This window comes from Aromatoleum evansii, assembly GCF_012910805.1.
In the GTDB taxonomy this organism is placed as follows: domain Bacteria; phylum Pseudomonadota; class Gammaproteobacteria; order Burkholderiales; family Rhodocyclaceae; genus Aromatoleum; species Aromatoleum evansii.
This window is the reverse complement of record NZ_WTVK01000011.1, coordinates 38958-54136: the sequence shown is the minus strand read 5'-3', so window position 1 is coordinate 54136 and position 15179 is coordinate 38958. Positions and strand designations below refer to the sequence as shown.

At 68.0% G+C, this 15179-nt stretch carries 13 protein-coding genes; 9 read left to right on the top strand and 4 right to left on the bottom strand.

Translation table 11 applies throughout. From position 1 onward, the window contains the following. Positions 1-15 precede the first annotated feature (15 nt). A complete protein-coding gene (locus GO615_RS07390) occupies positions 16-1191 on the bottom strand; it encodes a response regulator (protein ID WP_169126494.1) in 1176 nt (391 codons plus the stop codon). A 496-nt stretch (positions 1192-1687) separates the two neighbouring features. Between GO615_RS07390 and GO615_RS07385 the strand changes: the two genes are divergently transcribed. Beyond that, complete coding sequence (locus tag GO615_RS07385) at positions 1688-2911, top strand: CaiB/BaiF CoA transferase family protein (protein ID WP_169126493.1); 1224 nt, start codon at positions 1688-1690, stop codon at positions 2909-2911. 51 nt (positions 2912-2962) lie between these two features. Here GO615_RS07385 and GO615_RS07380 read toward each other — a convergent pair whose 3' ends face one another. Then, complete coding sequence (locus GO615_RS07380; protein WP_169126491.1) at positions 2963-4159, bottom strand: amino acid aminotransferase; 1197 nt, start codon at positions 4157-4159, stop codon at positions 2963-2965. Positions 4160-4426: 267 nt separating this feature from the next. On the opposite strand from GO615_RS07380, the gene GO615_RS07375 reads away from it, so the two are divergent. From GO615_RS07375 to GO615_RS07360, 4 genes are read left to right on the top strand one after another with little or no spacing between them, the layout of a single operon-like run. Next, positions 4427-4735 carry a BufA1 family periplasmic bufferin-type metallophore gene (locus tag GO615_RS07375; RefSeq protein WP_169126489.1) on the top strand — a complete coding sequence of 103 codons (309 nt, stop codon included), beginning with the start codon at positions 4427-4429 and terminating at the stop codon, positions 4733-4735. A gap of 30 nt (positions 4736-4765) precedes the next feature. After that, entirely contained in the window at positions 4766-5662 is an 897-nt protein-coding gene (gene bufB, locus GO615_RS07370) for an MNIO family bufferin maturase (protein WP_169126487.1), read from the top strand. After that, positions 5659-6450, top strand: a complete 792-nt coding sequence (locus GO615_RS07365) for an HvfC/BufC N-terminal domain-containing protein (protein WP_169126485.1) — start codon at positions 5659-5661, stop codon at positions 6448-6450. The genes bufB and GO615_RS07365 overlap by 4 nt, the downstream gene beginning before the upstream one ends. After that, positions 6434-6958, top strand: coding sequence for a DoxX family protein (locus tag GO615_RS07360; RefSeq protein ID WP_169126483.1), 525 nt, complete (start codon positions 6434-6436; stop codon positions 6956-6958). Before GO615_RS07365 ends, GO615_RS07360 begins: the two co-directional genes overlap by 17 nt. Before the next feature lie 19 nt (positions 6959-6977). Here the strand turns inward: GO615_RS07360 and GO615_RS07355 are convergent, their stop codons facing one another. Further along, positions 6978-7169: a zf-HC2 domain-containing protein gene (locus GO615_RS07355; RefSeq protein ID WP_169126481.1), complete on the bottom strand. Its 192-nt coding sequence runs from the start codon at positions 7167-7169 to the stop codon at positions 6978-6980. Continuing rightward, complete coding sequence (locus GO615_RS07350; protein ID WP_169126480.1) at positions 7163-7795, bottom strand: RNA polymerase factor sigma-70; 633 nt, start codon at positions 7793-7795, stop codon at positions 7163-7165. Before GO615_RS07350 ends, GO615_RS07355 begins: the two co-directional genes overlap by 7 nt. A 184-nt stretch (positions 7796-7979) precedes the next feature. Here GO615_RS07350 and GO615_RS07345 point away from each other — a divergent pair, with 184 nt between their 5' ends. The 4 genes from GO615_RS07345 to GO615_RS07330 are packed head-to-tail and all read left to right on the top strand — an operon-like array spanning position 7980 to position 15177. Further along, on the top strand, positions 7980-9440 hold the full coding sequence (locus GO615_RS07345; protein WP_169126478.1) for an ABC transporter substrate-binding protein: 1461 nt from the start codon (positions 7980-7982) through the stop codon (positions 9438-9440). Then, positions 9437-12031, top strand: coding sequence for an EAL domain-containing protein (locus tag GO615_RS07340; RefSeq protein WP_169126476.1), 2595 nt, complete (start codon positions 9437-9439; stop codon positions 12029-12031). The genes GO615_RS07345 and GO615_RS07340 overlap by 4 nt, the downstream gene beginning before the upstream one ends. 6 nt (positions 12032-12037) lie before the next feature. Then, a complete protein-coding gene (locus tag GO615_RS07335) occupies positions 12038-13429 on the top strand; it encodes a cyclic di-GMP phosphodiesterase (protein WP_169126474.1) in 1392 nt (463 codons plus the stop codon). Positions 13430-13479: 50 nt separating this feature from the next. Beyond that, positions 13480-15177, top strand: a complete 1698-nt coding sequence (locus GO615_RS07330) for an EAL domain-containing protein (RefSeq protein WP_169126472.1) — start codon at positions 13480-13482, stop codon at positions 15175-15177. Positions 15178-15179: the final 2 nt, after the last annotated feature.

The following is a 15179-nucleotide window of genomic DNA, read 5'->3' as shown; positions in this document are numbered from 1 at the left end:
TCATGATCGCGACCTTCAGGTCTGCGCCTCCGGTTCGTGTTCGGGCTCGGGCTCGGCGTAGCGCGTGGCGATGCTCGCGAACTCGTCTCTGCATGCGAGGAAGGCGTCCACGACATCGGGGTCGAAATGCCGGCCACGACCGGCCAGGATAATGTCGGTGGCCTGTTCGAGGGGCATAGGCGGCTTGTACACGCGACGGCTGATCAGCGCATCGAACACGTCGGCGAGCGCCATCAGGCGCGCCGACACGGGGATGGCGTCGCCTTCCAGCGCCTGCGGATAACCGCTGCCATCCCATTTCTCGTGATGCCCGCCCGCAATCTCGTTCGCCACCTTCAGGAATGCAAACGCCCCCGGGGCGTGCTCGGCAACATCGTCGCTGGCGTCCGCGAGCGCCTCTTCCATCGCCTTGCTGATAGCGGCCGTACCGATCAAGGGGTGGGTCTTCATGATCTCCCATTCGCGGGCATCGAGCGGACCGGGCTTGAGCAGGATTGAGTCGGGAATCCCGACCTTGCCGATGTCGTGCAGGGGCGCCGCCTTGACGATGAGTTCGAGCTGCGTTCCGGCGAGCGCCTCGGCAAAGCGCGGATGGTTCCCGAGGTGGCGCCCGAGCGTTTCGACGTAGGACTGCGTACGGATGATGTGCAGGCCAGTCTCGTTGTCGCGCGCCTCGGCGAGACAGGCAAGCGCCCGGATACCGAGATCCTGGATGAGGAGGTTCTCGGCCATGCGCCGCGAGATCTCGCGTTCCAGCCAGTTGTTCTGGGCCGACAGGCGGTCACGCGCGCGCTTGAGTTCGAGATGAGTTGCCACCCGCGCGAGGACGATGGCGGGACTGAAGGGTTTGACGATGTAATCGACGGCACCGAGCTTGAGCCCCCGCTCCTCGTTTTCCGCCGCATCCATCGCGGTGACGAAGATCACCGGAATGTCGCGCGTTGCAGGATCCTCCCGCAACCGCCCGAGGACCTCGTATCCATCCAGTCCCGGCATCATCACGTCGAGCAGGATCAGGTCCGGCCTGGGCGCGGTGTTCGCCACGCGCAACGCCCGTTCGCCCGAATTTGCGGCGCGAACGCGACACAGCGGCTGCAACAGTTCGCCAAGCACGGTCAGATTCTGTGGCGTGTCATCGACGATCAGGATCGTCGGCTCATCCATCGCACTCAGGTTTTGCTGGCTTTTCATCTAGCTTGGTCCCATGACTGCGGCAACCGTGCCGCGCTCCGGAGCGACATGTCGCCACCGTCCGGCCCGTCATCGCGCCGAAGTGGCAAGCCGGCAGAACCGATTATGTACATATCTTGCGATTCGCTGCAGCATCGAATCCCCCGGGTGTGGTTCGAATCTCACGGCACCGCGCGGGAAACACGCGTCGGAAGGGCCTGCGACAGTCGCACCGCCGGCGAACGCTGCGGCAGCGCCCGGGGAGTTGTGTGCGCCAGCGAAGTGACAAAGACGCACAAATCGCTTCGAAGATGTCGTTTGCTCCGCCAGGTCATATTCCCTAGCATGATCCCGGCACAGCGCCCGAATGTCCGCGCGCCGCAGGAGCGGGGCCGGCGGATCGCCGCGCACCGCGCACATACCCGGCGGGGCTCGTCGCCTGCACGCCAGCAGTTCGCTTTTTTCACAACGTCGACCGCCGCCGCAGGCGACGGGGTTTTCCGCAGGTCGAGGCCTCATGGCAAGCGCACTTTCACACATCCGCGTACTGGACCTTTCGCGCATCCTGGCCGGGCCGTGGTGCAGCCAGATGCTGGCCGACCTCGGCGCCGACGTGATCAAGGTCGAGCGCCCCGGCACGGGCGACGACACGCGCGGCTGGGGGCCGCCGTGGCTCAAGGACGAGCATGGCGCCGACACCGATGTCGCCGCCTACTACCTGTGCGCAAACCGCAACAAACGTTCGGTCGCAATCGACATCACGCGCGCCGAGGGACAGGCGCTGGTGAGGCGGCTCGCCGCCCAGTCCGACGTGGTGCTGGAGAATTTCAAGGTCGGTGGCCTCGCTCAGTACGGACTCGATTACGCATCGCTGAAGGCGGTCAATCCGCGCCTCGTGTATTGCTCGGTGACCGGTTTCGGCCAGGAGGGTCCGTACGCATCGCGCGCCGGCTACGACTTCCTGGTCCAGGGCCTGGGCGGCCTGATGAGCGTTACCGGCCGGCCCGACGGCGAGGAAGGGGGCGGTCCGATGAAGGCCGGCGTGGCACTGACGGACATCCTCACCGGACTGTATGCCTCCAACGCGATCCTCGCTGCGCTGGCATGGCGCGAGCACAGCGGCGAAGGGCAATACATCGACCTTGCATTGCTCGACGTGCAGGTCGCCTGCCTTGCCAACCAGGCCGCCAACTACCTCGCGACCGGCCGCTCGCCGGGCAGGCTGGGGAATGCGCATCCGAACATCGTGCCCTACCAGGACTTTCCCACCGCCGACGGCTACATGATCCTGGCCATCGGCAACGACGGGCAGTTTGCGCGCTTCTGCGCGGAAGCAGGCCGGCCGGCGCTGGCCGACGATCCGCGCTTTGCGACCAACGCGGAACGCGTCAGGCACCGCGCCACGCTGATTCCGCAGCTCAAGCAGCTCACGGTGCTGCGCAGCACGGCCGACTGGATCGCGGCGCTGGAATCCCTCGCCGTGCCCTGCGGCCCGATCAATACGCTCGCCGACGTGTTCGCCGACCCGCAGGTGCAGGCGCGCGGACTCAAGGTGACGATGCCGCACCCGGTCGCCGGCACAGTGCCGCTCGTGGCGAACCCGATGAAGCTTTCGGCGACGCCGCCGGATTACCGCCTTCCGCCGCCGGCGCTCGGCGAACATACCGACGAGATCCTGGGCGGAACGCTGGGCCTGACGGACGCGGAGATCGGGCGTCTGCGCGCCGCCGGCGTGCTCTGACAGTCTGCGCAGGACCGCCCCCGGCGGACCGGGGGGCGGCGCGCTACGGCCTCAGTCCTTGAGGACCGCGGCCATCGCCTCGGCGACGTATTCGACGTTGCGCGTGTTGAGGCCGGCAACGCACATGCGGCCCGAGCGCACGAGGTACACGGCGAACTCCTCGCGCAGGCGGTCGACCTGCGCGGGGCTGAGGCCGGTGTAGCTGAACATGCCGCGCTGCTTGATGAAGTAGCTGAAATCGCGCCCGGGCACGCGTGCGCTAATCACTTCATGCAGCTTCTGGCGCATCGCACGGATGCGGTCGCGCATCGCGTCCACCTCGCCGGTCCATTCCCCATACAGCGCGGGGTCGTCCATCACCATCGCGGTGACGCGCCCGCCGTGGAAGGGCGGGCTGGAGTAGTTGCGGCGCACGGTGAACTTCATCTGGCCGAGCACGCGCGCGGCTTCCTCGGCGTCCTTGCACACGATGGACAGGCCGCCGCAGCGTTCGCCGTAGAACGACAGGTTCTTGGAGAAGGAATTGCTGACGAGGAAGCTCACGCCGGCATCCGCCAACGCGCGGATCGCGAAGGCGTCGTCGTCGAGGCTGTCGCCGAAGCCCTGGTAGGCGATGTCGAGGAAGGGGATGAGATTGCGTTCCTTCGCCACCACGATGACCTCGCGCCACTGCTCCTGCGACAGGTCGACGCCGGTCGGGTTGTGGCAGCACGGGTGCAGCAGGACGATGCTGCGCGCGGGCAGGGTCTTGAGCGTCGCGAGCATGTCGGCGAAGCGCACGCCGCCCGTGGCCGCATCGTAGTAGGGGTAGTCATTCACGGCGATGCCGGCGCCCTCGAAGATCGAGCGGTGGTTGTCCCAGGTCGGATCGCTGACCCACACCTCGCTCGCCGGGAAGTAGCGCTTGAGGAGATCGGCGCCGACCTTGAGCGCGCCCGAGCCGCCGATGGTCTGAATCGTGGCGATGCGCCCCGCCTTGAGCGCGGCGTGTTCCGGGCCGAACAGCAGGCGCTGCACGGCGGCGCGATAGTCGGTCGCGCCTTCCATGGGCAGGTAGGAGCGCGGCAGCGGCGTCGCGGCGAGCGCGACCTCGGCCTTGCGCACGGAGCCGAGCAGCGGGATGCGGCCTTCCTCGTCGTAGTACAGGCCGATGCCGAGGTTGACCTTCTGCGCGCGCGGATCCTGCATGAAGGTTTCGACGAGGGTGAGGATGGGGTCGCCGGGGTAGGCGTCGACGTGTTCGAACATGGGCAGGCAGCTCCGCGGTGATCGGTCGGGTTGTATGGTCGCTGGCGGCGCCGGAGAAATGACACGGCGCGCGCGGGCAGCAGTTACGGGAGTGTATCCGATCGGCTCGGCGCGTCGGAGGCCCTGGCGATGTCGAACGGCGAGCGCAGTCGGCCGGAAAAATATTTTCGCGCGCGGTGTAAGAAACGGACGGGTTCGCGCGACTACGGAAGCAACACGACGATCAACCGATCCGCGTGTTTCCCCAACCGAACCAAGGAGACGAACATGTCCGCCACAACCCTCCACAAGGTTTCCGCCGCCGCCCTCGCTCTCGCGCTGGGTAGCGCTCTGTCGATGTCGTCCGCGCTCGCCGCCGATCCGCCGGCCGACAAGGAGAAGTGCTTCGGCGTCGCGATGAAGGGCAAGAACGACTGCGCCGCCGGCCCCGGCACGAGCTGCGCCGGGACGTCGAAGATGGATCACCAGGGCAATGCGTGGTCGCTGGTGCCGAAGGGCACGTGCGAAAAAACGATGTCGCAGACTTCGCCGACCGGCTTCGGCCAGATGATGGCCTTCAAGGAAAAGAAGAGCTGAGCGCGGCTGCATGACAGGGGAGCGTCCGGCATGACGACCATGAACGCACGGCCTTCGTCCGTGCAGGCCACTGCCCTGCCCGCCCGCGCGGGCCTGGGCCTGAAGCCCGCGCACTTCGGGGAGATCCTCGCGACGCTGCCCGACCTCGGGTTCTTCGAGGTGCATGCGGAGAACTACATGGTGCCGGGCGGCCCCTTCCACCATGCGCTGACGCGCATCCGCGAGCACTATCCGCTGTCGCTGCACGGCGTGGGCCTGTCGATCGGCGGCACCGGCCCGCTCGACGACGCCCATCTGGAGCGCCTCGCGGCGCTGCTGCGGCGCTACGAACCGCAGTCGTTCTCGGAGCACCTGGCGTGGGCGAGCCACGGCGGCGTGTTCCTCTACGACCTGCTGCCCCTGCCCTACACGGGCGAGACGCTGCGGCGCGTATGCGAACACGTCGACGCGGTGCAGGAGCACCTCGGCCGCCGCATGCTGCTGGAGAATCCCGCGACCTACGTGGAGTTCGCGGCGTCGAGCTGGGCGGAGGGCGACTTCATTGCCGAGGTGGTGCGGCGCACGGGCTGCGGGCTGCTGCTCGACGTGAACAACCTCCATGTGAGCTGCGTGAACCACGGCCGCGACGCGCTCGCCTGTCTCGACGCGCTTCCACTCGACGCGGTGGGCGAGATCCACCTCGCCGGTTTCGCGATGCAGCAGGACGCAGCCGGCGCACCACTGCTGATCGACAGCCACGGGGCTCCGGTGGCGCAGGCGGTGTGGGCGCTGTACGACGCCGCGCTGGAACGCGTCGGTGCGCAGCCGACGCTGATCGAGCGCGACAACGACATCCCGCCCTTCGCGGTGCTGCTCGCCGAGGCGAAGCTGGCCGAGCGCCGGTTGAGCGCCTTGCGCACCGCGCTGCCCCCGGAGTTGGCGGCATGAACACGCAAGCCGACTTCGCCGCGGCGCTGCTCGACCCGGCACACCCCTGCCCCGCCGGCCTCGTCGCCTGGAACGGGTCCGACCCCGCCTCACGGTTCGCGGTGTATCGCAACAACGTCGTCGTATCGCTGGTCGATGCGCTGGCGGACACCTTTCCGGTGACGCTCGCCACGGTGGGAGATGCATTCTTCCGCGCGATGGCGCGCGAATTCGTCTTCGCGCACCCGCCGCGCTCGCCGCTGCTGAGCTTCCATGGCCGCGGTTTCGCCGATTTCGTCGCGGCTTTCGCGCCCGCCGCGTGCGTGCCCTGGCTGGCCGACCTCGCGCGGCTGGAGATGCTGCGCGTCGAGGCCTACCACGCAGCCGATGCCGAGCCGCTGCCGGCAGCGGCGATCGCGGCCCTGCTTGCCGACCCCGGGCGCCTGCCCGGACTGCGCCTGCGCTGCCACCCGTCGGCCGCCATCCTGCGCTCGTCGTGGGCGGTGCATTCGCTGTGGGAAGCCCATCAGGACGATCGCGATCCGTCGGCGGTGGATCCGTGCCGGCCGGAGGCCGTGCTGATCGTGCGTAGCGGCTTCGAAGTCGCGACGGTAGGGCTGCCGCACGCGGGCGCCGCCTTCATCGCTGCGCTGAAGCGGGGCGAGCACCTGGCCGCTGCCGCGCAGGCCGGGCAGTCCGTCGACGGCGGCTTCGACCTCGCCCTGGCCTTCGCGACGCTGCTGCACCGGCAGATGATCGTCGCGATCGATTCCGGACCCGGAGGACAAGATAATGAGCTCCATACCTGAGACCCTTCCGCATCGGAACGGACGGATCGCCCCGCAAGTCCTGCATCGCGCGCTCGCGCTGCTGTCGCGCATTCCGGACTCGCTGATCGCCTTCGTCGCCCGCTTCTCGATCGCCGCGGTGTTCTGGAAATCCGGCCAGACGAAGATCGAGGGACTGGCGATCGACCTCGTCAGCGGCGAATTCCGGCTCGGCCTGCCGCGCCTGTCCGACGACGCGCTGTTCCTCTTCCGCGAGGAGTACCGCCTGCCGCTGATCCCGCCGGAGATCGCCGCACCGCTGGCCGCCACGGCGGAGCACGTCTTTCCGCTGCTGCTTCTCGTCGGTCTGGCGACGCGCCTGAGCGCCGCGGCGCTGCTCGTGATGACGCTGACGATCCAGCTCTTCGTCTATCCGGACGCCTACCCCACCCACGGCACTTGGGCGGCGGTGTTGCTGTACCTTATGGCGCATGGCCCGGGCCGAATCTCGCTCGACCACTGGATCGCGCAGCGCTGCAGCCGTCGCTGAAGGACCCCGCGCGCAAGGGCTACTTGTCTTTCTCGTCGCGCCCTTTCGCGTAGGCGCGCATCGCGTCGCGCAGGAACGCCATCTGCTCGCCGAAATTGCGGCAGCCCGAGCACATCGCGATGTGCATGCGCAGCAGCGCCCGCTCCTTGAAGGTCAGCTCGCGCTCCCGTGCCTCGGAATACAGGCGCGTTGCTTCTCTGCAGTTCAGCATGCTCGCTCTCCGTCGAGGAACCAGCGGTTTTCGAGGCATTCGCGCAGGCGCACGCGGGCACGGTACAACATCACGTTGAGATTGCTCACGCTCACCCCGACCGCCGCGCAGATCTCGTCCGATTCGAGTTCGACAAACTCGCGCATCATGAACACCCGCGCCTGATTGGCCGGGAGGTTCTCCAGGCAGACCTCGAACACCTGCCAGAACTCGCGTTCGCGCAGGGATTCGTGCGGATTCCCCCACGCGGCGGGACGTTCATCGACCTGCCAGTGACCACTGCGGTCGAACAGCACGGAAAAATCCTCGTCCTCCTCTTCCTCGCGCAGCAGGCTGGAAGCGTCCACGAGCCGCATGCGCTGGCGCAGGATGTCCGCGATCTTGTGCCTGAGAATGGCGAACACCCAGGTCTTCAACGCAGCCTGACCGGAAAACGATTCCGCGTTGCGCAGCGCGCCGATCAGCGCCTCCTGCACCGCATCCTCGGCGAGTTGCGAGTCAGACAGCTGCAAGGAGGCGAAGCGCAACATCTGGCCGCGCAGCGCGGCGAGAAAGGACTCGTCGCGCAATACCCAAGCCGAGGACGGATCTGCAGCATGGTCTCCGGTGAATGTCGTTCCGCTCATGCAAGGCTCTCCAGCATCGGGCTCCGCGATGCCCGTCAAGAGGGCATTCCACTCACGATAGCGCACGCCACCGGGAGCCGCCACGGCGCCTGCAAACATCCCTACGACATGAAATCCGTAACTTTGTGTGACAATAGCGCGAGTACGCCTTAGGTGATAGCCAAACGAACGGATGCAACCAGCGATGCCATCGAGAAAAATCCTTGTTCCGCTGTTCGCCGCCGCCCTGTGCGCGAGCGCAGTGCTCGTCGCGCCCGCTGCATCGGCCGGCGAGCAGGCTTTCAAGGCCGTCGCCGCGGTGCGCAAGCTGATCGCGTCGGGCGAGGTGCCGGCGGGTTCGCGGCTCACCCTGGGATTCAAGCAGGGCAACATGAACGCCTTCCTCGGCAACGACCTGGCCTTGCAGAAGGAATGGGAAAGCCTGACCGGCATCGTGCTCGACGTGCTCATCGTGCCGCAGCAGCCGATCCGCGAGACGCTGCGCAGCACGCCCGACATCGACATCGCTGTGGCGCGCAACCACGAGTACCCGGACCTGCTGGCCGACGGGCTGATCACGGAAGTCGGGCCGTTCATGGCCGAATACGGCTATCGCTTCGACGACAACGCCAACGACGGCTACATCCGACCGGAACTGCAGTCGCGGGTGGGCGAGCGCACCGTCGCCATTCCGGCCGACGGGGACGTGGTGGTGCTCTACCTGCGGCGCGACCTGATGGACGACGCGCAGGAGCAGGCCGCTTTCCGCAAGGCATATGGGCGTCCGCTCGCGGTACCGAAGACCTGGGCCGAGTACGAGGAGCTGGTGCGCTTCTTCCACCGCCCGGCGCAGGGCCTTTACGGCGTGGCCGAGGAGCGCGACGAGGAAGGGGCGTGGATGAACTGGATGCCGCGCTTCCTGTCTTCGGCCGCGCCGCACGCGGAACTGTTCGACGAGCAGATGCGGCCGCGCCTGACCACCCCCGGCGCCGTCGCCGCAACCGAAAGCTACGTCGCGCTGGTGAAGTACTCGCCGCCGGGCATCACGGATCCGGGGCGCAACTACAACTTCACCTTGCCACTGTTTGCCCAGGGCAAGGCGTTCGCGACGATGAACACCATCGCCGGCGCACGCATGTTCAACTCCGAAGGTTCGACGGTGCGCGGTAAGTTCGTGGCTGTTTCCCTGCCCGGCACACGCGTGGACAACCGCATCGTGCGGCAAAACACACTGATCTACGGCAACAACCTTGTGATTCCGAAATCGGCCCGCAATGCGCGCCTCGCCTTCCTGTACGCGATGTGGCTGACCGACCCCGACGTATCGACGCGCTCGATCGGCGTGGCGGGCGGATTTGCCGACCCGTATCGCTGGAACCACCTGCGCGACGCGCGCGTCCGCAAGATCTACACACCGGAGACCCTCGAGACCTTCAGCGCGGAATGGGCCGTGACGCAGCCGGCCGGCACCGGGCTGCGCGGCGATGCGCTGTATCTCGCTGCGCTCGACCGCAACCTCACGGCCGCCGCCCGCGGCGAGATCGGCGCTCAGGAGGCGATGAGCCGCACCGCTACGGAGTGGGAACAGATCACGGAGAAGCTCGGCCGCGCGGAGCAGATCCGGCAGTGGGCGGAGTTCCGTCGCCAGTTCGGTAAGCGCCAATGAGTCTGCCGCACGCCCCCTCCCCCGCCGCCGCTGCACCAGTCCGCCGGAGCCCCTTCCGCCAGTCCCTGCTGGTACGCCTTTCCATCATGTTCGCGCTGGGCGGGCTGCTCGTGGCCGCCATCCTGGTCATCGGCAACCGCGTGCTCGAGGATGCGAAGCAGAGGCTCGAGAACACCGTCATCCGCCAAGTGCAGCCGCTCGCCGCGACCCATCGCCTGCAGACGCGCAGCCACGAACTGCGCACGCTGGAACTCGAACTGCCCACGGTGCGCGACGTGTTTGCGCTCCCACAGTACGCCGAACGCATGCAGGTGGAAATCGAGGCGATGACGGCAGAGCTGGCGCCCTTCCTCGCCGTGCTCGCCTCCACCCGTCCGGACGACGCGCGCCGGCTGGAAAGGCACTGGGCGAACTACCGCGGCGACTTGCAGGAAGTCATCCATCTCGCGGGCAAGATGGATCTTGCAGCGGCCGAAGCGATCACCAGCACGCGCACGCGCACCGCGCACGCGGCGATCTCGTCGATCCTGCGTGAACTCGTGAGCACGACCGAGCAGGCCGCAACCGAAGCCTACCGGCAGGCGCGTGAAGAGCAGCAGCGGCAGCAACGCTTCTTCCTCATGCTGTCGCTGGGCGGTTTCCTGTTCCTCGCGGCCGGCCTGGTCGTGTTCGCGCGCTCGCTCTCGCGGCGGCTGCGCACGGTGCGCGATGCCGCGAGCCGACTTGCAGCGGGCGAACACCGCACGCCGATCGCGATCTCCGGTGACGACGAGATCAGCGACCTGGGCCAGGCGTTCAATGCGATGCAGGAGATCGTCGTGTCGCGCGAACGGAGCCTGCGCGCCGCCCAGGAGGAACTCGAGGATCGCGTGGCGCAGCGCACACAGGCGCTGGCGACCGCCAATGCGCGGCTGTGGATGTTGTCGCAGGCGGTCGAACAGAACCCCATCGGGGTGCTGATCGCGAGCGCGGACCGGCGCGTGGAGTACGCCAATGCGGCCTATGTACGGGTCACCGGCCGTCCGGCGGACACGCAACTGGCAAGCGCGCTGCCTGAGGCGGCCGACCCCGAACGCAGCCGGGAAGTCGACGCCGAATTCCGCGCCGCCCTGCTGGCCGCCCGGGACTGGGACGGCGAACGGCGCAGCCGCCGCCCAGACGGCAGCGAATACTGGGAGCACCTGCGCCTGGTCACGATGCGCACCGAGCAGGGGCGGCCCGAGCACCTCCTGCTGATGCGCGAGGACATCACCGAACGGCGCACGCAGGAAGAGAAGGTCGCCTACCAGGCGTACTACGACAGCCTCACCGCGCTGCCGAACCGCACGCTGGCGCTCGACCGACTGCAACAGGCGACCGGGCGCGCGGCGCGCGAAGGCACGATGTGCGCCGTGATGTTCATCGACCTCGACAACTTCAAGCAGATCAACGACACGCTCGGCCACGTCGCCGGCGACGAGCTGCTGTGCCAGGCGTCCGTGCGCCTGCGCTCGGTGATCCGCGCCGAGGACACCGTCGCGCGCCTGGGCGGCGACGAATTCCTGATCATCCTGGGCATCGCGCAGGCGAGCGACGCCGATGCGGTCGCCGCCAAGATCATCCAGGCCTTCACACCGCCCTTCGAGATCGAGGGGCGCGAGTTCGCGGCCTCGCCCAGCATCGGCGTCTCGCTCTTCCCCGACGACGGCAACGACCCGTCCGTGCTGCTACGCAATGCCGACCTAGCGATGTACGAAGCCAAGGATGCGGGCCGCAACACCTTCCGCTTCTTCAACCAGAAGATCCACGACGACTCGGTCGCGCGCATGGAGATGGAGCGCGAGCTGCGCGGCGCGCTGGAGCGCGGGGAACTGCAGGTGCATTTCCAGCCGCTGGTGGCCGCGCGCGACTGTCGCCTGGTCGGCGCGGAGGCGCTGCTGCGCTGGAATCATCCGGTGCTCGGGCGCGTGCCGCCGGATCGCTTCATCCCCATCGCCGAACAGAGCGGCCTGATCGTCACCATCGGCAACTGGGTGCTGGACGAGGCCTGTGCCCACGCGGCACGCTGGCGCGAGGCCTGCGACGGCGAGTTCGTGATCGCGGTGAACGTCTCGCCGCGCCAGTTCGCCGCCCCCGGCCTCGTGGACACCATCCGGGCCTGCGTCGATCGCCACGCGATTCCGCGCAACCAGCTCGAGATCGAGGTCACCGAGGGCCTGCTGATCCGCAACCCGGCCGAGGTGCGCGAGGCGATGCTCGCACTCGAGAAGATCGGCGTCACCGTCGCCCTCGACGACTTCGGCACCGGCTACTCGTCGCTGAGCTCCCTGCGCGCCTTCCCCTTCCATACGATCAAGATCGACCGCAGCTTCATCCGCGACCTCTCCGAAGACGCCGAGGACTGCGCACTGGTGGTCGCGGCGATCCGCATGGCACGCGCGCTGGGCCTGCGCGTGGTCGCGGAGGGGGTCGAAACCGAGGTGCAGTCCCGTTTCCTCGCCCATCAGGAATCGGACGTGCTGCAGGGATATCTTTTCGGCCCACCCATCCCGCCTGAAGATTTTGTTGCAGATTGGGTGCACAATCCTATCCGTCGAGCATCGAAATCATGAGAGGACATGGGCAAGGGCGGCGCAACGGGATCGGGTAGACCGGAAGCAGAGGGCAAACCGGGCGGGCGGAGGGAGCTGATCGCGGCGACCGACGCGCGCCTGGGCATGTTCGTCGTCGAGCTCGACCGCCCGTGGATCGGCACGCCATTCCTGATGCAGGGTTTCCTGATCGACGACGCCAGGACGCTCGAGCAGCTGGGCGAATGCTGCCGCTTCATCTACATCGACCGCAGCCGCTCGGTCGGGGAGCACTATGCCCCGCCGCAGGAAGATGCAGGCATGCCGCAACCCCGCCACGCTGCCGCAGGCCGGGCGGTGAGCGATGCCGGTGCCGGCGGAAACCAGCTGGGCTTCATGGAAGCGCTTGCGATCGTACGCAAGGGCGGCCTCGACGCAGCCGCCGCACGCCGGCTCGCCGGCGAAGCGATCGCCGACCGGCCCGAAACCCAATCCGTCGAACGCGAGCTGGTCCGCGCATCTCCCGTGATGGCCGAGGCCGAAGCGGTGTTCGAGCAGGTCATCGCGGACGTGCGCGAGAACCGCAAGCCGGACATCATCCAGGTGACGGAGAGCGTCGATGACATGCTGCAGAGCGTCAAGCGCAACCCCGACGCCCTGCTGTGGCTTATCCGGCTCAAGCAGTACGACCGCTACAGCTACCACCACGCGCTCGACGTGACCGTGCACCTGCTGGTGTTCGCCCACTGCATGGGCTTTTCCGAAGACGGCGCGACCGTGCTGGGCGTGGCCGGCATGATGCAGGACATCGGCAAGATCCGCCTGCCCGAGCGCGTGCTGCAGAAGGCCGGGCGCCTGAGCCGGCTCGAGATGGAGATCGCCAAGTCGCACGTCGACTTCTCGATCGAGATCATCCGCCAGGATCCGAACCCCATGCCCGGCCTGATCGAGATCGTCAGCCGCCACCACGAACGCATCGACGGCTCGGGCTATCCCGACGGGCTGCGCGGCGCGGCCATCGGCCTGCGCGCCGAGATGGCCGGCCTCGTCGATACCTTCTGCGCGATGACGAGCAAACGTGCCTACGACGAACCGCTGAGCACCCAGCGCGCGCTCGAAGCGCTGGTGCGGCTGCGCGAGACGCGCTTCTCGGGCAACGTCGTCGATGGCTTCATCCAGTGCATCGGCCTCTATCCGGCCGGCACGCTGGTCGAACTCAATTCCGGCGAAGTGGCCGTCGTCATCGCACAGAACCGCGTGCGGCGCATGCAGCCGCGAGTGCTGGTGCTGCTGTGCGCCGACAAGACGCCCAACCGCCACCCACCGACACTGGACCTGCTCTATTCGCCGCTGACCCCGGCCGGCGAGCCCTACCGCATCCTGCGCGCACTGCCCAGCGGCGCCTACGGCATCAACTCGTCGGAGTTCTACCTATCCTGAACGCGACCCAGCCCGCCCCCCAGAGCCGAGCCGCCGATGCACTCACGGCGGTGGCCTATTCCGCGGCCGATGCAGCGGCCCTGCGGGCGTTCGCGCTCACCGTCCCTGCCGGCGCGCTCGACACCGCGTTTGCCGCGAGCCTCGCGCACAGCAACGTCCATCCGCCTGCGCCCGCCGATACCGTGCTGTATGCGCGACTCCTGGACCGGCCGCAGTGGGGTACGCACGAATGGCTCGACGCGCTCACCGCGACCTGGCTCGACTGTCAGCAGCACGGCAGCCCGCCGACCCTGCCGGCCACCGCCTGCGCCTGCCTGATCGAAGCGGTACGCGCCTCGCTGCGTGTCGACGGCAAGCCCCCGGGGAGTGCGGACTGCGACATCATCGTCGCCGCCGCGAAGCTCGCGCAGGCGGTGCACGCAACGCTGGCGACGGCCGCGCTGGCACGCGTGGACCAGCGCCTGGCGGCCGGCGAGGGCGTCGACCTGCTCACCGGCCTGCCCACGCGCACGCAGTTCGTGCACACGCTCGAGCGCTGGATGAATCAGGCGGAGCGGAAACCGGTCGGGCTGCTGCTGCTGCACGTCACCTGGGGCGCGGGAAGCCCGCAACAGCTCAGTGCCCAACGCGACCGGCTGCGCAGGCAGCTCAGCGATGCGATGAGCAGCGCGCTGCGCCCGGTCGACATGCTGTGCTCGATCGCGGACCAGGAATGGGCGCTGATCATGCCCGAGCTGCGCAGCACCGGCCAGGTGCAGCTGGCCGCGCGCAAGCTGATCGAGATCTGCGAGCGCTCGCCCGAACACGGCATCCCGCATCTGCGCGGCGCGATCCATGCGGGCACCGCATGCGCCCCCGAAGACGGCGATACGGCCCACGATCTGGAGCACGCCGCCCGCGCCGCACTGCTGCGCGCGATCCGCGCCGACATGCCGGTCGTGTGCTTCCACGCCGACATGATCGCGCGCATGGAACACGAGCTCGACCTCGAGCGCGACATCGCGCGCACCATCGCGCATCCGCCGTTCCAGGTCTGGCTGCAGCCGCAGATCCATCTCGCCACCGGCCGCTGCGCGGGCGCCGAGGCGCTGCTGCGCTGGCAGCGCGAGGACGGCGAATGGGTATCCCCGCCGAAGATCATCGACATCGCCTGCCGCCTGGGGCTGATGCCCGACCTGTCGCGCTGGATCCTCGGCCAGACGGTGCGCATCCTGTCGGAACTCGATGCGCAGGGCATCGACATCCCCGTGGCGCTCAACCTCGTCGCCGAAGACCTGCACGACGAGGATCTACCCCACCTGGTCGCCCAGGCCCTGGCAACCTGGCGCGTGCCCGCGCCCAACCTGGTCCTCGAGGTGACCGAGGGCGCACTCATCTCGGACCGCGACAGCGCCGCGCGCGTGATCCAGGGACTGCGTGCGCTCGGCTGCGGCGTGTCGCTGGACGACTTCGGGACGGGGTTTTCCTCCTTCGCCTACATGCGCGACCTGCCGGTCAGCGAGCTCAAGATCGACCAGCTCTTCGTGCGCGACATGCTTAACTCGAGCCGCGACCACGCGATCGTCGCGACGGTGCAGGCGCTCGCGCACGGTTTCGGGATGCGCGTGGTGGCCGAAGGGGTCGAGGACCAATCGACCGCCGACGAACTCCAGCGCATGGGCTGCGACCTCGCGCAGGGTTTCCTGTACGCCCGCGCGATGCCGGCGTCGGATTTCACACCCTGGGTGAAGGCGCGCAACGGGGAGTGAGG